At 42.5% G+C, this 25,868-nt stretch carries 19 protein-coding genes; 4 read left to right on the top strand and 15 right to left on the bottom strand.

What is annotated here, in order from left to right; translation table 11 throughout:
- Positions 1 to 121 precede the first annotated feature (121 nt).
- The 7 genes from lpdA to sdhC form a co-directional block, all read right to left on the bottom strand.
- Positions 122 to 1,576 (bottom strand): dihydrolipoyl dehydrogenase, encoded by a 1,455-nt coding sequence (lpdA, locus tag ACT3RN_RS01580; RefSeq protein ID WP_444518416.1) that lies wholly within the window; start codon positions 1,574 to 1,576, stop codon positions 122 to 124.
- Between the two features lie 209 nt (positions 1,577 to 1,785).
- Positions 1,786 to 3,012 (bottom strand): 2-oxoglutarate dehydrogenase complex dihydrolipoyllysine-residue succinyltransferase, encoded by a 1,227-nt coding sequence (gene odhB, locus ACT3RN_RS01575; RefSeq protein WP_192991732.1) that lies wholly within the window; start codon positions 3,010 to 3,012, stop codon positions 1,786 to 1,788.
- Positions 3,013 to 3,165: 153 nt separating this feature from the next.
- Positions 3,166 to 6,042 (bottom strand): 2-oxoglutarate dehydrogenase E1 component, encoded by a 2,877-nt coding sequence (locus ACT3RN_RS01570; RefSeq protein WP_192991731.1) that lies wholly within the window; start codon positions 6,040 to 6,042, stop codon positions 3,166 to 3,168.
- A 966-nt stretch (positions 6,043 to 7,008) separates the two neighbouring features.
- Positions 7,009 to 7,719, bottom strand: coding sequence for a succinate dehydrogenase iron-sulfur subunit (locus tag ACT3RN_RS01565; protein WP_192991730.1), 711 nt, complete (start codon positions 7,717 to 7,719; stop codon positions 7,009 to 7,011).
- A gap of 212 nt (positions 7,720 to 7,931) precedes the next feature.
- Entirely contained in the window at positions 7,932 to 9,782 is a 1,851-nt protein-coding gene (gene sdhA / locus ACT3RN_RS01560; RefSeq protein WP_192518378.1) for a succinate dehydrogenase flavoprotein subunit, read from the bottom strand.
- Between the two features lie 351 nt (positions 9,783 to 10,133).
- Positions 10,134 to 10,538, bottom strand: a complete 405-nt coding sequence (gene sdhD / locus ACT3RN_RS01555) for a succinate dehydrogenase, hydrophobic membrane anchor protein (RefSeq protein WP_318779507.1) — start codon at positions 10,536 to 10,538, stop codon at positions 10,134 to 10,136.
- A gap of 2 nt (positions 10,539 to 10,540) precedes the next feature.
- Positions 10,541 to 10,927, bottom strand: a complete 387-nt coding sequence (gene sdhC / locus ACT3RN_RS01550; RefSeq protein ID WP_075101402.1) for a succinate dehydrogenase, cytochrome b556 subunit — start codon at positions 10,925 to 10,927, stop codon at positions 10,541 to 10,543.
- A gap of 1,067 nt (positions 10,928 to 11,994) precedes the next feature.
- Between sdhC and gltA the strand changes: the two genes are divergently transcribed.
- Positions 11,995 to 13,275 (top strand): citrate synthase, encoded by a 1,281-nt coding sequence (gene gltA / locus ACT3RN_RS01545; RefSeq protein WP_192518376.1) that lies wholly within the window; start codon positions 11,995 to 11,997, stop codon positions 13,273 to 13,275.
- 85 nt (positions 13,276 to 13,360) lie between these two features.
- Here the strand turns inward: gltA and ACT3RN_RS01540 are convergent, their stop codons facing one another.
- Together ACT3RN_RS01540 and ACT3RN_RS01535 are read right to left on the bottom strand one after the other, a co-directional pair.
- Positions 13,361 to 14,275: a hypothetical protein gene (locus tag ACT3RN_RS01540; RefSeq protein WP_192518375.1), complete on the bottom strand. Its 915-nt coding sequence runs from the start codon at positions 14,273 to 14,275 to the stop codon at positions 13,361 to 13,363.
- Positions 14,276 to 14,312: 37 nt separating this feature from the next.
- The gene (locus tag ACT3RN_RS01535; protein WP_444518441.1) at positions 14,313 to 14,843 is read right to left on the bottom strand and encodes a type IV secretion protein Rhs; all 531 of its coding nucleotides are present in this window, start codon (positions 14,841 to 14,843) and stop codon (positions 14,313 to 14,315) included.
- A gap of 290 nt (positions 14,844 to 15,133) precedes the next feature.
- Between ACT3RN_RS01535 and ACT3RN_RS01530 the strand changes: the two genes are divergently transcribed.
- Together ACT3RN_RS01530 and ribBA are read left to right on the top strand one after the other, a co-directional pair.
- Complete coding sequence (locus ACT3RN_RS01530) at positions 15,134 to 16,423, top strand: replication-associated recombination protein A (protein WP_192518374.1); 1,290 nt, start codon at positions 15,134 to 15,136, stop codon at positions 16,421 to 16,423.
- 349 nt (positions 16,424 to 16,772) lie between these two features.
- A complete protein-coding gene (gene ribBA / locus ACT3RN_RS01525) occupies positions 16,773 to 17,885 on the top strand; it encodes a bifunctional 3,4-dihydroxy-2-butanone-4-phosphate synthase/GTP cyclohydrolase II (RefSeq protein ID WP_192991729.1) in 1,113 nt (370 codons plus the stop codon).
- 142 nt (positions 17,886 to 18,027) lie between these two features.
- Here ribBA and ACT3RN_RS01520 read toward each other — a convergent pair whose 3' ends face one another.
- The 6 genes from ACT3RN_RS01520 to ACT3RN_RS01495 form a co-directional block, all read right to left on the bottom strand.
- Entirely contained in the window at positions 18,028 to 18,519 is a 492-nt protein-coding gene (locus ACT3RN_RS01520; protein ID WP_192991728.1) for an acyl-CoA thioesterase, read from the bottom strand.
- A gap of 68 nt (positions 18,520 to 18,587) precedes the next feature.
- Positions 18,588 to 19,523, bottom strand: coding sequence for a hypothetical protein (locus tag ACT3RN_RS01515; RefSeq protein WP_442440031.1), 936 nt, complete (start codon positions 19,521 to 19,523; stop codon positions 18,588 to 18,590).
- A gap of 180 nt (positions 19,524 to 19,703) precedes the next feature.
- Positions 19,704 to 20,657, bottom strand: coding sequence for a uroporphyrinogen-III synthase (locus tag ACT3RN_RS01510; protein WP_444518415.1), 954 nt, complete (start codon positions 20,655 to 20,657; stop codon positions 19,704 to 19,706).
- A 96-nt stretch (positions 20,658 to 20,753) separates the two neighbouring features.
- Complete coding sequence (hemC, locus tag ACT3RN_RS01505; RefSeq protein ID WP_192518370.1) at positions 20,754 to 21,788, bottom strand: hydroxymethylbilane synthase; 1,035 nt, start codon at positions 21,786 to 21,788, stop codon at positions 20,754 to 20,756.
- Positions 21,789 to 22,112: 324 nt separating this feature from the next.
- Positions 22,113 to 22,850: a LytR/AlgR family response regulator transcription factor gene (locus ACT3RN_RS01500; protein WP_192518369.1), complete on the bottom strand. Its 738-nt coding sequence runs from the start codon at positions 22,848 to 22,850 to the stop codon at positions 22,113 to 22,115.
- Between the two features lie 339 nt (positions 22,851 to 23,189).
- Positions 23,190 to 24,029, bottom strand: coding sequence for a histidine kinase (locus tag ACT3RN_RS01495; RefSeq protein ID WP_225739066.1), 840 nt, complete (start codon positions 24,027 to 24,029; stop codon positions 23,190 to 23,192).
- Positions 24,030 to 24,442: 413 nt separating this feature from the next.
- Here ACT3RN_RS01495 and argH point away from each other — a divergent pair, with 413 nt between their 5' ends.
- Positions 24,443 to 25,816: an argininosuccinate lyase gene (gene argH, locus ACT3RN_RS01490; RefSeq protein ID WP_192518366.1), complete on the top strand. Its 1,374-nt coding sequence runs from the start codon at positions 24,443 to 24,445 to the stop codon at positions 25,814 to 25,816.
- Positions 25,817 to 25,868 lie beyond the last annotated feature (52 nt).

Raw genomic sequence — 25,868 nt, 5'->3', positions numbered from 1 at the left:
AAGTGAAAATGAGTGCGCATATGTATATTAGACGTCCGTCTGGCGCACTCATGACGGTAGTGACCGCTTTTACCGCGATCCTACCGTCAGGTTATAAGTCAGTACTTATCAAACTAACTACTTATTTCTTACGCTTTTTGCGCTGAATGGCGTGAATTGCACGGCCATCCGCAGACAGAGCAGCTTCATGCACAGCTTCTGAAATGGTTGGATGCGCAAATGTCATCAATTGTAGATCTTCGATACTAGAGACAAACTCCATCGCGATCATGCCTTGATGGACGATATCACCAGCACCAGCAGAGATAGCATGCATACCTAGCAAGCGATCTGTTTTAGCATCAGCAACAACTTTAACAGAGCCTTCCGCTTCACTTTGAGCAAGTGCACGGCCGTTAGCTGCTAAGTTGAATGAGCCAGTTTTAACTTCATAGCCAGCTGCTTCAGCTTCCTGCTCAGTCATACCAACCCATGCGATTTCTGGGTGCGTATAAATGACATTGATAATGGTGTCATAGTTTACCTGAGGTTTTTCGCCATGAATACGCTCAACAGCCATCATACCTTCTTCCATCGCTTTATGCGCAAGCATAGGGCCACGGACTAAGTCACCAATAGCATAAACGCCATCAAGATTGGTTTTACATTGATCGTTTACGTCAATAAGACCACGCTCAGTCAAGGTAATACCACTGTCTTCACCAAGCAGTTTTTCAGAGTAAGCACGGCGGCCAACACAAACGATAAGCTTATCAAAGCTTTCCTCAGATGACTCACCTTTCGTTTCGCTCGTGACAACGACTTGATCGCCTTTCACTTCAGCATTGGTCACTTTGGTATCAACACGGATATCAAGGCCTTGTTTCTTCAGTAACTTACCAGCTTCTTTAGCGATATCTTTGTCAGCAGCGGCTAAGAAACTTGGTAGCGCTTCATAAACAACCACTTCAGCACCTAGGCGACGCCATACTGAACCAAGCTCAAGACCAATAACACCAGCACCGATAACGCCTAAACGCTTAGGCACTTCAGTGAAATCAAGTGCGCCAGTAGAATCAACGATACGATCGCCGTCAGTTTTGGCTACAGGAATATCGATAGGCACCGAACCAGCAGCAAGGATAACGTTTTTTGCGGTAATGGTGGTTTCGCTGTCGTCTGCTAGAGCCGTAAACTTGACTTTTTTGTCAGCGCCTTTACCGTCAACCAATGTGCCCCAGCCTTGTAGCCAGTCAACACCATTACCTTTTAATAGTGCAGCGACACCGCCGGTTAATTGCTTAACAATGCCTTCTTTACGAGCAATCATTTGCTCGACATCGATAGCAACATCGCTAGTGCTGATGCCATGCTCAGCAAGGTCGTGTTTGGTCGCTTCATAGCGATGTGAGCTATCAAGCAATGCCTTTGATGGGATACAACCAACGTTCAAACAAGTACCACCAAGTGCAGGCTCGCCTTTGTATAAACGTTTTTCGATACAAGCAACACTCATACCTAATTGACCTGCACGGATAGCAGCTTCGTAGCCACCAGGACCGCCGCCGATGACGACTAAATCATAACTGTCTTTCATAGTAGGTTCCTATTTTTAATTTTATTTATTATATAATTCGAAAATCTCTCGTATATAAATAAGCGCTGTTTGACCCAGTACATTTTTATTTGATAATCAATATACCCTATCAGTCAAAACATGCTTTTTTATGCGTAGAGAGCTAGTACGATCAATCTAATCAATATTAAAAAGCTTGTATCAGTGGTTGCCGATACAAGCTTAAGCGCTTACAGGTCTAATAGTAACATGGCTGGATCTTCGACCAACTCTTTAATAGTAACTAAGAACTGTACTGCTTCTTTGCCATCGATCATACGGTGGTCATAAGACAGCGCAAGATACATCATTGGTAGGATTTCCACTTTACCATCGACAGCCATTGGGCGTTCGTTGATAGCGTGCATACCTAAGATCGCAGTTTGTGGTGGATTCAGGATAGGTGTAGACATCAATGAACCAAATACGCCACCGTTTGAGATAGTGAACGTACCGCCAGTCATATCATCTAGACCCAGCTTACCTTTCTGTGCAAGGCCACCAAGCTCACGAATACGGCTTTCAACATCAGCCATGCTCATGCGATCGGTATCACGCAATACTGGAACTACCAAACCACGGTCTGAAGATACTGCAACACCAATATCATAGAAACCATGATAAACGATGTCATCACCGTCTAGTGATGCGTTGACTGCTGGGAAACGTTTCAAGGCTTCTGTCGCTGCTTTTACGAACAATGACATAAAGCCTAAACGTACGCCATGACGTTTTTCGAACTGTTCTTTGTACTTAGCACGCATGTCCATCAATGGTTTCATGTTCACTTCGTTAAACGTAGTCAACATAGCCGTGTCTTGTGATGCTGACAACAGACGTTCAGCCACGCGTTTACGCAGGCGTGTCATTGGAACACGTTTTTCAGTACGCTCACCCACCGATTCAGCTACTGGACGGCCGCTATCAGACTTGATGCTGCTGTCCGCTTTCAATGTTGGGTTTGCCATGTCAGTTTTGGTCACACGACCGCCACGACCAGTACCTTCAACATCTTTAGGGTCTACACCACTCTCTTTCGCTGCTTTACGAACGGCTGGGCTCTGATCTTTATGATCCGCATCATTGCTCGCATTTTGAGCAGGCGCTTGTGCCGGCTCGCCACCATCTGCCGCTTGGGCTGATTCAGCTGGTGCTTCTGCAGCAGGAGCCGCAGCGGCACTAGCACCGGCTTCAAACTGAGCGATAAGCTCGTCAGACAAAACAGTATCATCAACTTGTTTGACGATTTGAGTGACAACACCATCATCTGGTGCCACAACTTCTAGTACTACTTTATCAGTTTCGATTTCGGCCAATAGGTCATCACGGTTAACTTGTTGACCTTCAGCAACATGCCACTCAACGATTGTACCGTCAGCAACAGATTCTGGAAAAACGGGGGCTTTGATATCAGCCATCGATAGACTCCTTAGATTTGGATATTCATATTTGTTATTAAGTCGTGATAAACAGTCAGTGCCATCTTGGATAGTGACCTTAAGTAATACTATCTAGATTGTGTTACAGCATACTGACTGTTATCGCCTGATTCATTTATCTTCAATAATCTGTTATTTAGACAACTCATCGACACTGATACCCAGACCACCAGCGATCAACGCTTGTTGCTGCTGAGCGTGCAGTTTTGGTGAACCTGTTGCAGGTGCTGCACTCGCAGGACGGGCCACCGGCTCCATGACTTTCGCCTTGGTTGGGTGCGGTACCACGATACGGAACATATGCGGTGCTAAGTAATACCAAGCGCCTTGGTTAAGCGGCTCTTCTTGCGTCCATACGATCTCAGTCAAGTTACTGTATTTTTCAATCTCAGCAATCAAGCGCTGCTCTGGCAATGGATAGAGCTGTTCGATACGAACGATAGCCACATGATCTAAACCTAATGCACGGCGCTGCTCAAGCAAATCATAATAGACTTTGCCGCCACATATCACCATACGCGTCACTTTATCAGCGTTGTGATCGTCGATCTCTGAAATTACAGTTTCAAACTTACCATTAGCAAGCTCTTCTAGATTTGAAGTCGCAAGCTTATGACGTAGCAAGCTCTTCGGTGACATAACGATCATTGGTTTACGGATTGGGCGTATCGCTTGACGGCGTAAGGCATGATAGATTTGCGCAGGCGTCGTAGGTGTGATGACTTGCATGTTGTCTTCAGCACATAACTGTAAGAAACGTTCAAGACGCGCAGATGAATGCTCAGGACCCTGACCTTCAAAGCCATGTGGTAACAACATGGTTAGACCACAGACACGCTGCCATTTAGTCTCACCACTTGAGATAAACTGATCGATAACAACCTGTGCACCGTTAACAAAGTCACCAAATTGCGCTTCCCAAACGATCAAAGCGTTTGGTACTGTTGTTGCATAACCATACTCAAAAGCCAATACGGCTTCTTCTGATAGTAATGAGTTATAAGTCGCAAAACGGGCTTGTTTTTCACTGATATGAGCAAGTGGCACATACATGCTACCGTCATTGACGTTATAAATCTCACTATGACGATGTGAGAATGTACCACGACCGACATCTTCTCCGGTAATACGTACCAAGATATCATCATTATCAACCAATGAAGCATAAGCCAATGTTTCAGCTGCACCCCAGTTCAATGGCTCTTCGCCTGTTTGCATTGCCAAGCGTTGGTCAACTACTTTTTGAACTTGACGTTGTAGCTTATAGCCTTCTGGCATTTGTGCCATGCGACGACCATAACCTTTTAGGGTTTCGATATCGACACTAGTATCCCAGTCATCAACCAAATCATGACCCAAATAAGGAGTCCAATCTACAAACAGCTCTTCGTTAGGCTCATTGACTAGCGAACTGGCAACATAGTCACCACGATCTAAAGACTCACGATATTCATCTTCATACTGCTTTTCTTCATCGGCACTTAAAATACCAGCTTTGATAAGCTTCTGTGCATAAAGTGTGCGAGTGGTTGGTAGCTTTTTGATAACAGCATACATGAGAGGCTGAGTGGCCGATGGCTCATCTGCTTCGTTATGACCGTTACGGCGATAGCAGAACAGGTCAATAATAATATCTTTATCAAACTCATGACGGTAATCTAATGCCAATTGGGCAGCAAACACTACAGCTTCAGGATCATCACCGTTCACATGTAAAATAGGTGCATGTACCATTTTTGCGACGTCAGTACAGTATTCAGTTGAACGAACATCTTCTTGACGGCTAGTGGTAAAGCCTACTTGGTTGTTGATGACAATGTGTACTGTACCACCAGTGGTATAAGCACGAGTTTGTGACATTTGGAAAGTTTCTTGGACCACACCCTGACCAGCAAAAGCAGCATCACCATGTACGACGATTGGCAATACCGAGTTACCAACTTGATTGTCTCCAAGTGATTGATCACTACGGCGAATCTGACGGGCACGTACTGAGCCTTGTAACACTGGCGCGACGATTTCAAGATGCGATGGATTAAATGCTAAGGCCAAATGAGCCTCACCACCTGGTGTCATCACATTAGATGAGAAACCGTTGTGGTATTTCACATCACCTGAGCCTTTTTCTGGCTGAACCTTACCATCGAACTCATCAAATAAGTCTGCAGGATTTTTTCCCAAGATATTGACCAATAAGTTTAGGCGTCCACGGTGCGCCATACCAATGACCATCTCTTTGGTACCGTAACTACCAGCACGCTGGATGATTTCATTGACAGCAGGAATAAAGCTTTCACCGCCTTCAAGACCGAAGCGTTTTACACCAGTATATTTACGTGCCAAATACTTTTCTAAGCCTTCAGCCGCTGTCAAACGCTTAAGAATAGAGATGCGCGTTTCTTTATCGAACTCGATATGACCTAAGTTGCTTTCTAGATATTTTTCCATCCAGCGTTTTTCTACGCTAGTGGTTACGTGCATATACTCGACACCAATGTGGCGGCAATAGACACGCTCCATAATTTCAATAATTTCACGTAAAGGTGCTTCACTCTTACCAATATTTAAATCATTGGTAGGAAATACGGTATCAAGGTCGGCTTCTGAAAGGTTGTGATAAGCGAGGGATAAATCTTCCACTTCAGCACGTGGTTCTAGATTTAATGGGTCAAGATTGGCGCGGCGATGACCACGGCGACGATATGCTGAAATCAACTGCTGCACACCCATTTGCTTGGGGTTGGCACAATCTGTTGAATTACTAGTGGTTGATTGACTACTACTCTTGCCTGCTGTCTGGTTGCGGGCGAGCAACAAAAACTGTTCTTTAATAGCATTGTGTTGAGCATCGTTTGGCGATTTGTACTGTTCAAAGTATGCTTGCCAATCGCTGTCAACGCTATCAGGATCATTAAGGTATTGCTCATAAAGAGCTTCTATATACTGGCCGTTATCAGCCGCCAGTTCTGTATGGCCTGAGCCTTTTGCTTCTTTAGTTATACTATTCATAATAATCGTCTATTTGATAGATAAATGAATGGAATCGTGCTTATTATTGTGTAATCTGTCGTACGTTAGATGCCAACGCCTATAATATCTATATTAAAAATATAATTATTTGTGAACGTCCGGTTTTCTTATCCAACTCGTTTCACAATATTAATTTATATATACTACTAGGGCATGTCCTCAATTCAATCGATAGTTATCTAAATGGGTTAAAAATAGCTAAATCTTGCCAAACGGCGTCAAATAGCTGACTAATATCTCGATATTATCTGCTCTATTTTCCTTGTTTGACGGCAATTTATCTCATTTTTATCACCATTTTTAAAATGAGGACACGCCCTAACCATAACCAATTCATTGATAACCAGTTGTCTATAAATCATCAATGCAGCACCTAGCTACTTTCACCACTGTTATTCGCTATGTCTAAGATATTACAAATTTTCTGCCCAACATACACTGCTGTATAGAGTAACATGACTGTATTTTATGACATAGTTTGTTTGTTCAATACTAGGTATTTAGGTAATGAATAACTATTATCACTTCAGCCACCTGATAATAACTTTATCATGATTTTTAAGATGTTTTGGTACTTTATTACTAGGGCTTGTCCTAGCACCGGAAAGCATGCATGACTGATATTTGTTCATCACAATATCGTCCGTATATAACCATGCACTATTCTAACATCTAAATTAACCAATATCTCTTAATGAGTGCTTACCGATAACGCTAATTATATAGTTTGCCTATGTATATATCATGATTTCTTACACACAGCCAACGTATTGTTAGCACAGCCTTACCTTTAGTAATTTATCACTTTCTCAGCTCTAGGCCCTGCCCTAAATCTGAGTATGAAATATCAAACCATCTCTAAACTATACGCATAAAAAACACCACCTAATCATTAGGTGGTGTTTTTTATGCAGTATCTGCAAAAAACCATGCAATTATAAACGATTAACCTGCTTGGTCAATCAACATATTACGTAGATGACCAATCGCTTTGGTAGGATTCAATCCTTTTGGACAAACTGACACACAGTTCATGATGCCACGGCAACGGAATAAGCTGAATGGATCATCTAAACGAGCCAAACGAGCTTGAGTATCACCATCACGGCTATCAGCCACGAAACGATAAGCATGCAATAGTGCTGATGGACCTAGGAATTTATCAGGGTTCCACCAAAATGATGGGCAACTGGTTGAGCAGCAAGCACATAGGATACATTCGTATAAGCCGTTTAGTTTTTCACGCTGTTCAGGTGACTGTAAACGCTCTGTCGGCGGTGCTGGCTGATCATTGATTAAGTACGGATGTACTTTTTCATATTGCTCATAGAATTGGTTCATATCAACAACCAAATCACGAACCACTGGTAAACCTGGCAATGGACGAACCGTTACTTTTTCTGGCAAGGTATTCATGTTGATTAGACATGCTAAACCATTTTTGCCATTGATATTGACGCCGTCAGAGCCACAAATGCCTTCACGGCAAGAGCGACGGAAGGTAATAGTCTCATCTTCCTTTTTAAGACGTAATAACACGTCAAGCAACATGCGATCTGAGTCTAGTAACTCAATCGTATAAGTTTGCATGCGTGGCGCTGCGTCCACATCAGGATCGTAGCGATAGATTTCGATGGTGCGAGTACCTCGGCTCATAATGCTAAACTCCACACATAGGTGATGGCGGGCATACATAGGTTGCAACATAATAACACTAGCTATCAATCTATAATGATATGTAATATCAAATATCGATTAATAGCCTAATAGCGCTGGCAGGTGCATGTAGCTAGCGGTCACCTTTTTAATAAGTTAATAAAGAATAAAACATTAACGCTGCTGCGTTATATCATACGTCATATCTAAAATTAATAGACACGGACCTTTGGCTCGATATAGTCAACGGTTAATGGTACTTTGCGGACTGGCTTATAAACAACACGATTGCCTTCAGAATACCACAAGGTATGCTTCATCCAGTCATGATCATTACGACCATTTGGCGCATAATCATCATCTTCTGGACGATCATAATCAGACACACTATGAGCACCGCGGCTTTCGTGGCGCATCGCTGCTGATATCATTGTTGCTTTTGCTACTTCATACAAGTTAGCGACTTCAAACGCCTCGATACGAGCGGTATTAAAGACTTGTGATTTATCAGCCAAATGAATTTGGTCGATTTTATCACCTAGCGCTAAAATCTTTTTAACGCCTTCGTCCATAATAGCTTGCGTACGGAATACGCTAGCATGTGTTTGCATTGTTGCACGAATCTCATCAGCCACTTCTTGCGCGTTATAACCTTCAGTAGATTGCTGCAACTTGTCTAGACGACGCATAGTGAAATCAAGCACACGTGGATCTAATGGTTTGTAGTTATGGTCTGCATGGTGGAACTCATCAACGATGTGCTTACCAGCAGCACGACCAAATACAACTAAATCAAGTAAAGAGTTAGTACCTAAACGGTTGGCACCGTGCACACTCACACAAGCACACTCACCGATTGCGTAAAGACCCTTAACGACATTGCCTTTCGTATACAAGCCTTCTTCATCAGTACCAGCTTCTAAGTCAGGTGTAACTACTTGACCATGAATCGTCGTTGGAATACCGCCCATCATGTAGTGAATAGTTGGAATAACTGGGATAGGCTCTTTAGTGATGTCTACGTTGGCGAAGTTTCTGCCAATTTCAAATACAGATGGTAGACGTTTCATGATGGTATCTACCCCTAAATGCGTCATATCCATGACGATATGGTCAGCATTAGGACCACAACCACGGCCTTCTTTGATTTCTTGGTCCATAGAGCGTGATACGAGATCACGTGGCGCCAAATCTTTTACAGTAGGTGCATAACGCTCCATAAAGGCTTCGCCATCTTTGTTACGCAAGATAGCCCCTTCACCACGGCAACCTTCAGTCAATAGTACACCTGCACCATGAACACCCGTTGGATGGAACTGCCAGAACTCCATATCTTGTAATGGAATACCTGCACGAACCGCCATGCCAATACCGTCGCCAGTATTAATATAAGCGTTGGTAGAAGCGGCAAAGATACGACCTGCACCACCTGTCGCTAGAACAGTAATCGGTGACTGGAATACAGCGATAGTACCTGTTTCTTGCTCAAGTGCGATAACACCATTGATGTTACCAGCTTCATCTTTGATCAAATCAAGCGCAATCCACTCAATGAAAAACTCAGTACCTTGCTCTAGGTTTTTTTGATACAAAGTATGTAGTAGCGCGTGACCTGTACGGTCAGCAGCAGCACATGCACGTTGAACGGCTTTTTCGCCATAATTCGACGTATGACCGCCAAATGGACGCTGATAAATCGTGCCATCTTCGTTACGGTCAAACGGCATACCCATGTGCTCAAGCTCATAAACGACTTTTGGCGCCTCACGGCACATGTACTCAATCGCGTCTTGGTCACCTAACCAATCTGACCCTTTGACGGTGTCATAAAAGTGAAAGTGCCAGTTGTCGTTGCTCATGTTACCCAAGCTTGCACCAATACCGCCCTGAGCCGCAACAGTGTGCGAACGGGTTGGGAATACTTTGGTCAAGACTGCAACCTTCATACCTGCTTCAGCCAAATGTAGTGAAGCACGCATACCTGAGCCGCCCCCACCAACGATGACTGCATCGTAGTTTAGGGTCTTAATGTTACTAATGGTATTATCTTGTCTAGTTGCCATTACGGTTTTCCTAATGCCTGTTAATGCTTAGAATTAAATAAAAAAGCTGTATCAAGCATCATCTTATTACAGGGCTGAATGTCATATTTATTCAGCCATTAAATGCGATTACTTAATAGGATGACGCAAACAACTTTTGGCCACTTAATTTGCATATCTATCGTTATATTAGGCTAGTTTCTTTTACTTTCAAATTGATTGGCTGTCTTTAAATGACCGCTTAAGTCAGAAACTGCCCAATGCTATGACTATTATTGGCTATAACGGATGGCTTTTAAATCATTCAGCAGCCAATAGTGTTGCTGAGCACACCCGCTATTGTTATAGATAGTAAAGGTATAAATTATTGGGTTAAACGGCGACTACACCGAATCCACTACCCCAAAAAATCATGATACCCCAAAATAGAAAGACTAAAATAGCGATAATCATTAATGACTGTAGCACTAAACGTAAACTTGCTGCGCCTGAGCCTAATTTGCCAGTGGTAATATAGTCAGTAAATACTGTCCACATACCTACCCAAGCATGACCAGCCAATGCAAGTACAGCAACTAAGCTGAATAAACGCATAGGCAAGCTAGTCATAAATGATGACCACTCAAGATAAGTGACATCGCCATGGGTCAAAAAGAAGCCCAACAACACCACACTATAAACGGCTAAAACAACAGCGCTGATACGCTGGATAATCCAATCACGTGAGCCTGAGCCGGTCAGACCAGTAGCACTTTTTATTCCTGAATCATTTTTAATCATTAGAACATCACCCATACAAATGACGCGACAATTAGAATCGCTGCAATCACAAAACTGACCTTAGAAGCGGCACGGCCAGATTTTAGCTCTTCGTTCATGCCCATGTCAGCGAATAAGTGTTTGATGCCCATCACAAAGTGATAAGCAATCGCGGCAACAAATATCCATGCTAAAAAGCGCACGAGTACGTTGTCAAATACGGTCTCAAAACTCTCAGGCGATGCCAGTGAGTTCTGCAGGAGCCATAGCATGACGGGAATCAATAAAAATAAAATAATGCCAGATATACGATGCAAGATTGAAGCAATTGCGATCGGTGAGCGATTAACGCTAATCACTTGGCTTAAAGGCAGATCAATAGGTCGGTTGCTTTTCACAGCGGGCATCCTTTTTGCGGTTATACTCCTGTATCTGCTATCAATGCTTTATATAAATATTATATAAAGCAACGAGCAACACATGAGACGAATAAAGTAAGGAAGGGCTAGCTGACGTAGTTTAATTTGCGCTAAAGTTAGAAGGCGAATACGTCTTATACTATAATACGTTTTATACTATATAGACGATCCAACATAGCTCATTGAGCTAATGCATCCCCTCATCAATAAAATTTTTACTGACGTTCTGACAGTAAAGATGAGGCGTTTGATAAATCGATTAACTATTCTATTTTTACTGATTGCCATTAACAAAAAAAAGATAACGCCATTGTGTCATCTCTATGGTATCACTTTTCTATGGTATCACTTTTGTTAAGATAAACTTTATTATTGGCTGTTTAAAGATAGAACAATTAACAAAAATATCCAAACGACAGGCTGGTTTTGGTCTATAAGCTGGTTATCCAATCGTAATAAAGCATGAGTAAAGCAAAACTTTACAGATTACTCAACTAAGATTATCGCTTAATCTGCGCAAAGCTAGTGCCAGTTAAATCCCTCTAATTATAAAATGCCTGAGCACTAATTACAAATTTATCCCCTAAATACTGGTTATTAGTGATGAATTAACAAAAAGCTGGCTATTTGCAATATGAATTCATTAATATTACTCACTTCTTATGCACCAAAAACTCAAACTCAATAGTCGTTCGTTCATACTCTGTCTGTTTTATAGTCAATAGACCTAATTTTTTTGGTCAGTAATCTTGCCAAAAACGCTTTAATATTATAATGTTAATGAGAATCATTGCTTTTTATAAAAAAGGGTTTTTGACACCAAATTACTTATTGGACATATTTTGATACAAAAATTACAGGGGATAAACGCGGCTAAACGGTACGAATGAGCAGTATTGATAGTAAAAGTCTTTTCAAATCACAGGGAATTACTGCTAATATACTCTGCGTATTAAATGAGTTAGATGTATTTTGAGCATTTGACTGACGATGACGCGAGGGTATGCGTCCGTAATAATTTTATTCTAACAAGCTAAAACAATGGAGAGCAATTTATGGCTGACAACAATGCCAAACTAACCGTCAATGATGACGAATACGAACTGCCTATTATTAAAGGTACTTTAGGGCGCCCAGTTATCGACATTGCTGCTCTACAAGGCTCAGAATTTTGGTCTTATGACCCTGGTTTTAAAGTAACTGCCCCTGTTGAATCAAAGATTACTTATATTGATGGTGGCAAAGGCGAGTTATTACACCGCGGCTACCCTATCGATCAGTTAGCAAACAATGCTGAATATCTAGAAGTTGCTTACGCCTTAATTCATGGCGACCTACCGAACGCTGAACAAAAAGCAGATTTTTTTGAAAAAATCCGTAAACATACAGGCGTTCACGATCAACTACGTAAGTTCTTTGAAGGTTTCCGCCGTGATGCGCATCCAATGGCTATTATGGTAGGTGTCGTTGGTGCCTTATCTGCGTTCTATCACGACAACTTAGACGTGAGCAACGAAGAGCACCGCGAAATCACAGCTATCCGTCTAATCGCTAAGATGCCAACGCTTGCCGCAATGAGTTATAAATACTCACAGGGCGAACCGTTTATGTATCCGCGTAACGACTTTAACTACGCTGAAAACTTCTTGTACATGATGTTTGCAACACCTGCGGATGTTGACTATCAAACCAACGATGTCATCACTCGCGCCATGGACAAGATCTTTACATTGCATGCTGACCACGAACAAAATGCGTCAACATCTACTGTACGTCTAGCAGGTTCTACTGGTGCAAACCCTTATGCTTGTATCGCTGCTGGTATCGCTGCTCTTTGGGGACCATCACATGGCGGCGCCAACGAAGCTGTTCTTGAGATGCTAGATGAAATCGGTACTGTTGAAAATGTACCTGCATTCATGGAAAAAGTGAAGAGCCGTGAAGTGAAGCTTATGGGCTTTGGCCATCGTGTCTACAAAAACTTTGATCCACGTGCACAGGTTATGAAAGAGACTTGTGATGAAGTATTAGGCGCGCTTGGTATCAACGATCCTAAGCTTGAACTAGCAATGGCGCTTGAAAAAATTGCATTAGAAGATCCGTTCTTCGTTGAGCGTAACCTATATCCAAACGTTGATTTTTACTCTGGCATTATCTTAAAAGCCATTGGTATTCCAACGTCAATGTTTACAGTGATCTTCTCACTAGCTCGTACTTCTGGTTGGATCAGCCATTGGTTAGAGATGCACAGCACTCCGTTCAAAATCGGTCGTCCACGTCAGTTATACACTGGTGAAACGCATCGTGACTTCGTTGAAGTTGCAGACCGTAAATAAGTAAAGGCCTCTTTATTGCATAAAAAATCCCGCCATCGTGCGGGATTTTTTATGCTTTAGGACTTTTCTGAATGGCTAGCAACTTTTATTTAAATGATTCTAATGTTTGCTCATATTTGGCAATTTGCTCATCATAGCCTTCAATCGTTTCGTTGAATTTGGTCATGAGTGTTTCAAACTCCTCTTGCTGATCAGCTTTCATCTGCTGCATATCAATGACCTGCTGGGCCTCTATCTGTTCCCACACCTGATGCTGAATGATCAGACGTGCCAACGCAGGACTCTTTGCACTGACTCGCCCCGCAATTTCTGCGCTTTCAAACAACTGTGGCACCAATGTCGCAATATTGATGAGTGTATTCACATCTTCTGCGTTCAGTGATGTGGTCACAGGTTGGTAAAGCGTATCCATCGCTTGTTGATAGCTTTCAATGATTTGCTCTTCTGTTAGCAATACAGGCTTGCGCGGTTCGAGACTGATACGCTTTAAAACCGTTAAGTCACGCTCACCCACCTCGGTACTGGTATTAATATCAGCAAGCGGCGCAGTCTCGCTATCTCCTACAGTAGAATCTACCGACTTAGTAGGTGTTGTCTCTACTATATCTACACTGGCCACTTTATTTTTACTATCATCAACGGTATCGTTGGCCTTAGCAGAACTGGTGTCAGGATTTAGTAGCGAGTCTGGATTTTCTGAGGCATCAGCCGCTTGTAATGACTCATACTCCGCCTGTAAGCGGCGCTGTAACCCCTGCATTTGTGTCACGTAAATGGGCTGATATTGCGCTATTCTGGCAGCAGCTGACTCACTCTGCGGCATGGGTTCATTGTCTTTGGCATTTTCCTGTGCACTGGTCTGACCGTCCTCCAATATAGGCTGAGTTTCCGACTGCTGCTGACAACCTGCCAAAAACAGCATTCCCGTTAGTGTCGCCATAAGTAAAGTCGTAGGAGGGCGAGCATTAATAGCAAGCTTTGCTGGAAAAAAATTGATCATGAGATGAGACATCCTTATTAGCACAAAATATTAAAAGCTAAACTATCAATGAACTATCGGTACGAGGTTTTTGTGCGATAGGGTTTACGGTCAAAAATGGAATACAGGCTTCTAATGCTTGGCAGTCCTGTTTACGCTGATGACGAATAAAATAATCCTGCACCATACGCGCCTGCTGTTCGATACCATACTTAAAAAAAGGCTTGCCTATCTCAAGTACATAATCATAACGACGATCAATAAGCGCTCCACGCACTACTTTTATACCTTGCTGTAACTGCCATACATGGGTTAACTCGTGTATCAACCAGCTTTGCTTACCCAATGAAGCCTTGCTAAAATCCGTAATCCAATCTGCTGGATGAAAATAAATATTGCCATTGGGACTGACGGCATAGTTCTTTAGTACCCACCACGCGGTCTTAAGCTGAACCTCATCGAGATTGATACTGTTACCAAAAACCGAACGGGCCAGTGCTACCTCTCTAACGGTCAATAGACGTGAAGACTGTTTTGCACTGCTAGCTAAATATCGATTTGAAAAACGCTTAAATATCGATTGAGACATCATTAATCTAATACCTTATGCTTGATAGGCTATTTCTAATAAATTATGCTTGATGAACAGTATTTATTAATTCTGCTCATCAATGTGGCTAAGCTGTTAATAGGGATAAACTCTAAAAACCAAAGCGTTTGGGACATAAGCTGTACACTTAGCGAGCTTTCATTAACATTAGCCTATGATAGCTTGTAGCGTGCACGATACGTGCCAAATATCATTTTCCAAACCGCTAGCATCTTGAAAAACCGATCGTTATATAGTCATTCAAACATTCCTTTGTAATAGAGAGCCTTATGCCACCTAACTTTCACGCCGACACACCACTTGCCCAGCGCATGCGTCCTAGTCGCCTTACTGCTATTATTGGTCAAGAGCATTTACTAGCGGTAGGGGCACCATTACGATGTTTGGTCGAACAAGGACATCTGCCATCGATTATTTTGCATGGCGAAGCAGGTATTGGTAAAACTACTATTGCCATGCTATTGGCGAATGCTGTAGGTAGACCTTTTCATGCATTATCTGCGCTAAATACTGGTGTTAAACAGTTACGTGAGGTATTAGATAACAAAGACTCGCTCGGCTTTGAGTCTCCTGTAGTATTTATTGATGAAATTCATCGTTTTAATAAAGCTCAACAAGATGCATTGCTAGGTGCCGTAGAGGCCGGTGACATCACCTTGATTGGCGCTACCACTGAAAACCCCTCGTTCAGTGTCAATAATGCGCTGTTATCACGTTGCCAAGTGTATCGTTTGGAACCACTGACACCAGAGCAAATAAGTGCGGTATTACAGCGGGCTATTTCAGAAGATACTATCCTTAAAGAACTAACGATTGATTTGCGGGCACAAGATACGATCAGCCAACTGGCACATGGTGATGCTCGAAAGGCATTAAACTTATTAGAGCTTGCCACTCAAACAGCGGATACCAATCAGTCAACCGTCATCATCGATGATGAGTTGGTCGCTCGTGTCGCTCAGACCGCGCTAGTACGCTACGACAAAGATGGCGAGCAACATTACGATATCGTCTCAGCGATGATAAAATCTATACGCGGCTCAGATCCAGATGCTGCCTTATACTGGATGGCGCGGATGCTGGTAGGTGGCGAGCCTGCTGACTTTATCGCACGCCGCTTAGTTATTTTGGCCAGTGAAGATATCGGTAATGCCAATCCTAATGCCCTCCTCCTTGCTGATGCAGCATTGCGCAGTGTGCAATCAATTGGTATGCCAGAATCACGTATTATATTGGGCCAAGTGGTGGTTTATCTGGCAACCAGTGCCAAAAGCAATAGCACTTATAAAGCTATCAATGCAGCGATGGCGTTGGCAGAAAATGATTCCTCTCCTGTGCCGCTCCATCTACGCAATGGTGTGACCAAGCTGATGCGTAATCAAGGCTATGGTCAAGATTACGTCTATCCCCATGACTATCCCCATCATTATTATCCGCAATCTTATTTGCCAGAGAAATTAATGGGCACAAGCTTTTACGAGTTTGCAGACAATCAGCGAGAACAACATAGCAAACAATTTATGGATTGGCTAAAAAGCCAAGCAGCAAGTAATGACTAACCACGTATAGACGTGCCATCTTATTATGTAACGTGCTCTTTAATGCCTGAATAGTAGTGATTATTGATAATACTTATGACTATTTTTGACATACTGAACGATATAGTGGGAAGATGCCTCAGCACGTTGTGATGAAAAGCGTTAAAATAACCTCATAATGAACTATACAAGCAATTAAGTGAGTCACCTTTATATCAAATGATATTGCTTATAGCGCGCTTTGCTTGACCGTAATAGCGCTTTGCTTGACCGTAACAGCGCTTTGTATTATCTACTGCTCTAATAGATAGATAATGCTTTAGATTCCAAATCACACCTATCTATAAATAATAAAATATTGAGATTTACTATGAGTTTAAATACGATTCCTGAGATTATCGAAGATATTCGTGCTGGAAAAATGGTCATCTTGATGGATGATGAAGACCGCGAAAATGAAGGCGATATCATCATGGCAGCGACCCATGTTCGTCCTGAAGATATCAACTTTATGATTACCCATGCGCGTGGCTTAGTTTGCTTAACCTTATCACAAGCACGTTGCCAACAGTTGGCACTGCCATTGATGTCAGATCGCAATGAAGCAAAATTTAGCACCAACTTTACCGTCTCAATTGAGGCCGCAGAAGGTGTTACCACAGGTATTTCGGCAGGTGACCGTGCTCGTACGGTTCAAGCGGCTGTTTCTTCTTCAGCAAAACCTGAAGATATCGTCCAACCTGGTCATATCTTTCCAATCATGGCACAAAATGGTGGCGTTCTGCATCGTGCTGGCCACACAGAAGCAGGTTGTGACTTGGCACGATTGGCAGGTCTTGAACCAGCAGCAGTTATTGTAGAAATTATCAATGCCGACGGTACGATGGCACGCCGTGACGATCTAGAAGTATTTGCAAAAGAACACGACATCAAAATAGGTACAATTGCTGAACTCATCAACTACCGTATCGCAAATGAACAAACCGTAGAAGAAGTAGAATCATATCCGTTTGAAACTGAGCACGGTACTTTTACCTTGCATCGTTTCCGTGAGTTTGGTGCTGAAGAGACACATTTAGCGTTGGTAAAAGGCGATGTCAGCGAAGGCGTCAGCACCGTACGTGTTCATGGCTTCCATCCATTGCGTGATTTATTCGCCGCTAAAAATGACATGACTGGTCGTAGTGGCTGGAGCGTACAGTCGGCACTAAAAGAGATTAATGCATCAGAGCGCGGTGTGTTAGTTTGGATTGGTAACAATCAACCCGTTGATCTCGGCGATGCATTAGATAAAGCTGCAGACAATGAGTCGCAAACTACCATCACGCAACAACCATACCGTAGTATCGGTGTTGGCGCTCAGATACTGCGTCATTTAGGTGTTCGTGACATGCGTCTATTGTCATCACCAATGAAGTTTTTTGCATTATCAGGTTTTGATTTAAATGTGGTTGATTTTGTTCATGCACCGCAGCAAGACTAATATGTGTTTGCATCATTGATGCAAGCATTTAAGCTTAAATAAAAAGGCATGCTACTCTAGCGTTAGCATGCCTTTTTCGTATTCGATGATTTTATTTATTATTTCAACTCATGTACTTATACAGAGCAATATTTTAATGCTTTTAAGTCTCAGGTGTATGGCCCACCTTTTCTTCTAAGGCTAATAGCCGCGCACGCTCCTCGGCTGTCCATGGCAACTTATCCTTTCCATTACTATCTAGACGTACCACAACTGCTTCAGCAATGGCAACGATTGCCTGTTGGGCTGTGCTGTAATAGGTGTATTCCATTACGATACTGGTTCTACCCAAGCGCTGACAACGTACGCCTAAGAGCAAAGTATCTGGATAAGTCACTGGACGCAAGTATTGACAGCTAGACTGAGCTAATACTGTGACCATACTGCCGTCAAACATGCCCAATGCCTGTAAATAAGCAATACGTGCTGACTCAGAGTAACGATAATAAGTGACATTATTTAAATGATTAAAGGCATCCATTTCACCCCAATGAATGGGTTGATGATGAATAATCGAATAATGTGCCAACTCAGCAGGGATGTTTTTTGCTCGCTTACTGACTGTTGATGGCACTGTTTCTTTAGTATTGGTCATAATAGCTCACTTTTAATTCTATATTATTAGCCATACATCTTTTTAAAAGGACACAACGCCTATCGGTGCTAAGGGTTGTCCAAAACTTGCGTGGTCAATAATGGTGTTGGTTTCGGTGCTTTGGCAATCAATTGATCCAACCAGTCTAAAACTTCTGAAATATCCGTAGGAGCTGATTTGGTTTGTAAATCATTTTCGTTAGGTGTTTTTATTGTATCTATTGACCCTTGCACGGCTGAAGTTTGTGCGGCTGGTTTTCTAGGAACTAAAAACTGCAACTGCGTTCGCGCTTGCGTCAAATAACTTATAAGTTGATCATGCTCACGCATATTGCTGGCTTGAGTCGCTAAATTCAGGGTCATAATCACTTCATGAATCGTAAGCTGCGTACGCGTGAGACCTATATTATTATCGGTAATCTTCGTCTGCATGGAGGTATTAGATACACGTTCACGGCTTTGCAAAAAATCTTGAATATTTTGGATGGCTAAGTTTTGTAGCTGCCAAGGGTTGGGTTGAGCACTGCTTGCCTGTAAACGCTCGATATCTTTCATCAAGTTTTGCTTGATAACGATGGTCAATGCTGGCGCAATTTCATTACTGCTTTGTGAGAGCTGCCAATGTAGACCTCGCAATAACTCAATTGCGGCACTATCGTTACTATCTACCAATAATCTATCAACAGCTCGGAGTTGAATACGTAGTAAATCCAACTGATTTTGAGCTTGGTTGCTACCGTTGTTACTAACCTCTGGCAACGTCTGCTGACTCATCGAAAATAAGCGATCATCCATCTCATTTAGACGGCTAACGATTTGCTCATTGCTTTGTAGGCGCTCATTAATGTTCTGCTGAAAACGCTGTTGACTGATATATAACCAAAATAATGCAGCGATAAGCAACAAAATCAGCAGCCATTGTAATCGCACCAACAACATGTTCGCTTGTTGTCGCTGTTGAGTGGCGGAGGGTTCATCAGGTAACGATTGAGGATTAAATGACATCAGGCAGTGCCTTTATTGATAAATTCAAATACATGTGAAGCAAATAAATATAAAATGTTGTTGTTAAGCCGTGATCTTCTTTTAAAGATAGTGATAAATGACAGCCAAAGCAGATAAACAGTGTCGATAATATTGCAATATTAACCAACTATTTGAAAAAATTCGCAATTTAGGTCACCATTAAGTAAATTGAGGCTGCACCTTGATAGCAGCGAGAATAGTTTCTGGCGCCAAGTTTTCCACACGCCAATAGCTTAATTGTTGTGCTGCGATCATATTGGCTAAGCGCTCACCTAATACGACATACTCAAAGTCTGATAGCTCTAGCGTGATCGCTTCGTCGCGAGCATCTTGCACAATACCGGTCCAATGCTCAAAAGCAGCGCCACTGCTAATCACAACGATTGGCTTGGGCGGCTCCGATAGAGCTATGTTTTGACTTGAACAATATGTCGAAAATTCTTGTAACCACTGCTGATACTGTCTACTTGCCTCAACAGGCATCTTGCGCTCATACCAAGCGATACTATCGATATGCACACCACGCGCTTGTAACGTATCCACCAATAGTCGTCGTCCACCGAGTCCACGCCATATCAACAGTTTATCACCTGCTTGTAAACGATCAATCTCAGGCATCGCTAACATACCCTCATTATTGGCAACGCTAGGCTGTAACACCTGATAATTTGATGCACGAATATTGGTATCATTTAATACAGTCGCAGTTGCTTCACCGACAGCAATCAAATGGCTTGGCGCTCTTAAATCCTGAAGCTCTGCCTCTTTGCGCTCATCTCCACTCTCCTGAGATTGCTGAACATGGTATTCACATTCAAGTGCTTGCCAAACCGCTAGGCCCGAAGCTGCCGCAGTTGGACTGACAATCACCAATGCCTGATACTCACCTGCTAGCCATTGCCGCATCCGTACCATATCATGGTCAGTTATCGGCCGTGACTGTAGCGCCAACATTGGTATCTCAATCACACTAAATCCTGCCGTCTTTAGGTGCTCCGTCAACGCTGCCGCACGCTCTACTGGCCGCGTATTGATGATTATTTGCGGTAGCGATGACTTGTTATACGGTTGAGTATTAGAGGTGGGATTGGCGTGATTTAACATTGATGACATAGACGTACCATGGCAAACGGCGAAGAAGTTTACCTGACTATAGTTTCACCATTATTGATGCTGAAACTATAGTGAAGGTAATAAAATATTGACGTGTTATTCAGGGTGATAAATCGCTGACAAAATGTCACCAGCTCCATCAGCAAGCAATAGCTTTGCAACATCAATACCCAGTTGATTGGCTTGTGTTTCTTGTGCTTCTTGGCTGCCGACTAATGTGACCCGTTTTTCTGCTCTTAACAGTTCACTACCATCTGCTTGACCTACTCGACCACGTAGCCACAATACATTACCATCGTCATTATTGCCATCATCACCGTTGTCATCGTTGTTAGCATCGGTTTCATCAGCCATCTGTAAAACAGCGTAAGCTGCAATCGGAACTTGGCAACCACCTTCTAGGTGACGGTTTAACGCACGCTCAGCGATGAGGCGAATACGGGCTTTGTCATCATTCAACGGTGCAAGTAGTTTAAGTACCTCTTCATCGCCTTCACGACACTCAATCGCCAGCGCGCCTTGGCCAACTGCAGGTAAGCAAGCATCAATCTCAAGCTCCCCGCGTATGCGCTCGTTCAACTCAATACGCTGCAAGCCACTGGTCGCGAGTATAATAGCATCATACTCACCAGCATCTAGTTTACCCAGGCGAGTACCCACGTTACCGCGTAAGGTTTTGATCTGCAAATCTGGGCGATAAGCTTTAATTTGACACTGACGACGCAAACTTGATGTACCAACAATAGCACCTTGTGGTAACTCATCAATATTATGATAAGTGTTAGAAACAAAAGCGTCCGTTGGTGAGGCTCGTTTACAATAAACCCCGAGTGTCAAGCCTTCAGGAAGTTGCATCGGTACGTCTTTTAATGAATGTACAGCAATATCGGCTTGTTTATTATACAGTGCTTGCTCAAGCTCTTTAACAAACAAACCTTTGCCACCAATTTTGGCCAATGGTGTATCCAAAATTTTATCACCTTTAGTGACAATTTTTAGCAAGTTAACAGTCAAATTAGGATACATCTCTAATAGACGATCACGAATATGCTCAGCCTGCCATAGTGCTAAAGGGCTCTGACGTGTGGCAATATTTAATGTGGTCAATGCAGGTTTCTGTGAATTGCTCATAAAAGGCCTCAATAAGTTAGATACTATAATCTTGGTGCTGTTTATATTAGTTCCAACCATGTCGGTGCTAAACCCTACTGCAGATTTCCTACCAAAGATGAACGGTATAAACCAGTTATAGTAATTGCTGACGCAAAAAAACACCCCTATTTAAGCATAAATAAGGGTTTGATGATATGGTGTGATTAAGCTGTGTTCTCAATTCGATCAATAGTGATCTAAATAGCCTAAAATAGCTAAGGTTTGCCATTAGCGCCAAGTGGTTTGATTTACATAGGTTTCATCTCTGTACCAGTCCAACTTGCGATTTTACTTTTTTATAAATTACATACTTTGAATCTTGTCACGTAACGCTGGCAAGTGACGACGGCCCACTGCCAATGTTTCATCGATACCTTTAAAGCGTATCTGATACTGCCCCGCATCCAAGGTTTCTAAGTAGTCTAAATAGCTAAGGTTGATAATGGCATTACGATGCACCCGAAATAAACGATCTTCAAACTCTTGTTCCAGCTCTTTGAGTGTCTCATCAATAAGTACAATACCGCCCTTGTGGCGTACTTTGACATACTTTTGGTCAGCAGTAAAATAATAAATATCTTTGATTTTGATCAGTTCAACGCCTCGGTGGGTACGAGCAGCGATATGCTCACGTACTGGCCGCGTAGTTGGGTCTTCGAGCTTACGAATTTCATTCAATTGGGCCGCATTTAGATTTTTTGCTTTGTCGAGCGCCTCTATCAACTCGTCTTTATTGGCTGGTTTCAATAAATAACCAATAGCATTGGCCTTTAGCGCTGCAATCGCATAATGATCATAAGCGGTGACGAATATAATCGCTGGCGGATGTTCAAGTCTCGCAAGCTCTTGCGCGCAGCGAACTCCATCCATCTCAGGCATACGAATATCTAACAATATAATATCAGGCTGCTCAGTTTTGACGGCGATAATGGCTTCCGTACCTGTTGTTGCTTGAGCAACCACCTGATGACCTGATTCTTTTACAATGCGGACCAAACGCTCACGTGCTAGTGGCTCATCATCACAAACTACAATACGCATTTAAACTCCCATCTTGAGACAAACTGGATATTTTAATAGATGTCACATACATATTATCATTCATCGTCACTTACCTAGCATTATTATATTAAATACAGTTATAAATAAAAGAAATTAACTCTACAATAATCGATAAAATGTGGATGATAACAGATCTGGTCTACTGTTATTACTTTACATCGTACTCGTTATGTTTAATCACCAATGGTTAAACATAATGAATCTTTGCCTTATATAAATACAAGTTAAAACAATAATATAGACATTAAGTATAATGCAATAAGTATGCCAAGCCTTATTCACTAAAAGATATAGAGCTAAAACAAGTCATAAAAAATATCATAAGCTGACATCTTGGAGAGGATAGTCAATGATAGTAATAATTTGAGTATTGGTAACGGTACTTTTAATATCAGCGCTTTGACCAAAGTAAGAACGTAAACGCTCAGCTTGAATGTAAAAATTCATGTTTTGGCGTAAATCATGGTTAATAATCAGCGTTTTTTTGGGTAAGTCAACACTTATCACAATTGCTACTCGATGCATCTCCCACGTTACGTTAATCTTGATATAAACAACTTCGGTCGTCAGCTCAACCACATTTAGTAGCATGCGCTCCAATATGCTTTGTAAGGTTAGGGCCGTGACGACCATATCATACATAATATCTTCGTCAGGCAGGTGCCAGCTCACTTCAAGCTTATCTGCCAAACGGCTCGACTCGATCGCCAAATAATGCTCACAAAGAGCTATCTCTTCTTCGAAGCTAATCTCTCTTGCGCCATTAAAGCTAGCACGAAATAGTGCAGAAACGTTCTGTAATAAAGCGGAAGCTCGTGGAGGATTGGATTCGATAAGTGACACAAGCGTATTAATGGTATTAAAGAAAAAATGCGGGGACAGACGCGCTTTAATCACATCATTTTGGGCACTTAATTTTTGTTCGAATGACTGTTTTAGGGCATTCACCTCACGATAGCGACGTAAAAAATACAGTAAAAATACTAGGGTAAAGCCACCGCCAATCAAGGTATCAAACACGATGGCTAAAATAAATGTTTGACTATTATATTCAGACCAACCCATATTAATCGTAATGAGCTGAACCAAAGCTATTGAAATAGCACTAGCCGTCATAAGCAAGGCCACGACATACAGACTGACTTTAGGTATATTCATGCTTTTGAAGACTGGTCGCAGATAATCTATAATATATAACGATGGCATAATACTAAGTATGTTTTGAAGCGCCGCGCACATAAATTGAATTAAAAAGTCCGACCAAGTTGCAATATCATAACGACGCACCACCGTAAGAAACAGTGACCAAAAAAATATATATAGCAGCCATTGCCAAGGTTTCATGGTTTCCATGAGCTTAGGTATAAAAAACTCTAAGCGCTCCGCTAGTAAGGCAACCTCATCCTTTGCTATACTTGAGCTCTTATTCTCTTGACTTGTCTTGTACCGATATGAACGCCAATTCTTCAAACCCTAGTAATCCCGAATCAAATGTAACCGCATCTGTCTCTAATTCTAACACAGATGTTTCCAAAACAAATAAAACCCCTACCAACAGTGAGGGTCAACAGATGTGGGGTGGTCGCTTTAGTGAAGCGACGGACAGTTTCGTTGCCGCCTTTACCGCCTCTGTCGGCTTTGATCAACGCTTTGCACGTCACGACATTCAAGGCTCAATCGCACACGCGACTATGCTTGAAAAGTGTGAAATCTTAACGTCTGATGAAGTTGCCACCATCATTGATGGTCTACAGCAAGTATTACGCGAGATCGAAGCCGGTGAGTTTAACTGGTCAATCGCACTTGAAGACGTACATATGAACGTTGAATCTCGCCTCACTGACGTGATCGGTGCAGTTGGTAAAAAACTGCATACAGGCCGAAGCCGCAACGATCAGGTGGCCACCGATATTCGTCTTTGGTTACGTGAAGAGGTAGATAACATCATCGCCTTATTAGTACGTCTACAGAGCGGGCTACTTGATCTGGCTGAGCAACATACTGATACGATCATGCCAGGTTTTACCCATTTGCAAACCGCTCAGCCTGTAAGCTTTGGTCACCACGTCATGGCATGGTTTGAGATGTTATATCGTGATACCGAGCGTCTGGTCGACGCACGCCGCCGTATCAATCAAATGCCACTGGGTAGCGCTGCTCTTGCTGGTACTACGTTCCCAATCGACCGTACTATTACTGCTGAGTTGCTTGGTTTCGATGGTATTTGCCAAAACTCACTTGATGCCGTATCAGATCGTGACTTTGCCATTGAATTTACCTCTGCCGCGTCTATTCTCATGATGCATATGTCACGCATGAGTGAAGAGATTATTCTGTGGATGTCAGCCCAGTTTAACTTTGTGCAGATTCCAGATCGTTTCTGTACGGGTTCATCAATCATGCCACAAAAGAAAAACCCCGACGTCCCTGAATTGGTACGCGGTAAAGCGGCACGTGTTTTCGGTCAACTTATGACACTGCTTAGCCTGATGAAGAGCCAGCCACTGGCCTATAACAAAGACAACCAAGAGGACAAAGAGCCGCTTTTTGATTGTGTTGATACATTGACTGGCTCACTTCTCGCCTTTGCTGATATGCTACCAAACATCACGCCAAATAAAGAAAGCATGCGTGCGGCCACCATGAAGGGCTACGCAACCGCGACTGATTTGGCTGATTATCTAGTACGCAACGGCGTGGCTTTCCGTGACGCTCATGAAGTGGTCGGTAATGCTGTGGCTTTGGGCATCAACGAAGGTGTCGATTTGAGCGATTTGTCACTGGCACAGCTCCAACAGTTCAGTGATGCTATCGGCGATGATGTATTTGATTACCTAACGCTAGAAGGCTCATTAGCAGCGCGTGACCATCTAGGTGGCACTGCGCCGAACCAAGTCAAACAAGCCGTAATCAATGGCCGCAATCGTTTAAAAGCCTTTGCTTAAAGGTTATTTAAACGTCGACTAATTGATTTATTTAAGATTGAAAACACCCGCT

The organism is Psychrobacter sp. AOP5-GZ1-6 (assembly GCF_052376345.1).
GTDB lineage: Bacteria > Pseudomonadota > Gammaproteobacteria > Pseudomonadales > Moraxellaceae > Psychrobacter.
Note: the sequence above shows the minus strand (reverse complement) of the source record. Positions and strands in the feature narration are given on the sequence as shown.

What these genes read in the sequence shown, in the direction of transcription:
- hemC (WP_192518370.1), bottom strand. Translation starts at nt 21,788, where the DNA reads ATGAGCAATTCACAGAAACCTGCATTGACCACATTAAATATTGCCACA.
- argH (WP_192518366.1), top strand. Translation starts at nt 24,443, where the DNA reads ATGTGGGGTGGTCGCTTTAGTGAAGCGACGGACAGTTTCGTTGCCGCC.
- sdhC (WP_075101402.1), bottom strand. Translation starts at nt 10,927, where the DNA reads ATGCCCGCTGTGAAAAGCAACCGACCTATTGATCTGCCTTTAAGCCAA.
- ACT3RN_RS01570 (WP_192991731.1), bottom strand. Translation starts at nt 6,042, where the DNA reads ATGAATAGTATAACTAAAGAAGCAAAAGGCTCAGGCCATACAGAACTG.
- ACT3RN_RS01530 (WP_192518374.1), top strand. Translation starts at nt 15,134, where the DNA reads ATGCCACCTAACTTTCACGCCGACACACCACTTGCCCAGCGCATGCGT.
- gltA (WP_192518376.1), top strand. Translation starts at nt 11,995, where the DNA reads ATGGCTGACAACAATGCCAAACTAACCGTCAATGATGACGAATACGAA.
- ribBA (WP_192991729.1), top strand. Translation starts at nt 16,773, where the DNA reads ATGAGTTTAAATACGATTCCTGAGATTATCGAAGATATTCGTGCTGGA.
- ACT3RN_RS01565 (WP_192991730.1), bottom strand. Translation starts at nt 7,719, where the DNA reads ATGAGCCGAGGTACTCGCACCATCGAAATCTATCGCTACGATCCTGAT.
- odhB (WP_192991732.1), bottom strand. Translation starts at nt 3,012, where the DNA reads ATGGCTGATATCAAAGCCCCCGTTTTTCCAGAATCTGTTGCTGACGGT.
- ACT3RN_RS01500 (WP_192518369.1), bottom strand. Translation starts at nt 22,850, where the DNA reads ATGCGTATTGTAGTTTGTGATGATGAGCCACTAGCACGTGAGCGTTTG.
- ACT3RN_RS01515 (WP_442440031.1), bottom strand. Translation starts at nt 19,523, where the DNA reads ATGTCATTTAATCCTCAATCGTTACCTGATGAACCCTCCGCCACTCAA.
- lpdA (WP_444518416.1), bottom strand. Translation starts at nt 1,576, where the DNA reads ATGAAAGACAGTTATGATTTAGTCGTCATCGGCGGCGGTCCTGGTGGC.
- ACT3RN_RS01535 (WP_444518441.1), bottom strand. Translation starts at nt 14,843, where the DNA reads ATGTCTCAATCGATATTTAAGCGTTTTTCAAATCGATATTTAGCTAGC.
- ACT3RN_RS01520 (WP_192991728.1), bottom strand. Translation starts at nt 18,519, where the DNA reads ATGACCAATACTAAAGAAACAGTGCCATCAACAGTCAGTAAGCGAGCA.
- ACT3RN_RS01540 (WP_192518375.1), bottom strand. Translation starts at nt 14,275, where the DNA reads ATGATCAATTTTTTTCCAGCAAAGCTTGCTATTAATGCTCGCCCTCCT.
- ACT3RN_RS01495 (WP_225739066.1), bottom strand. Translation starts at nt 24,029, where the DNA reads ATGAATATACCTAAAGTCAGTCTGTATGTCGTGGCCTTGCTTATGACG.
- sdhA (WP_192518378.1), bottom strand. Translation starts at nt 9,782, where the DNA reads ATGGCAACTAGACAAGATAATACCATTAGTAACATTAAGACCCTAAAC.
- ACT3RN_RS01510 (WP_444518415.1), bottom strand. Translation starts at nt 20,657, where the DNA reads ATGTCATCAATGTTAAATCACGCCAATCCCACCTCTAATACTCAACCG.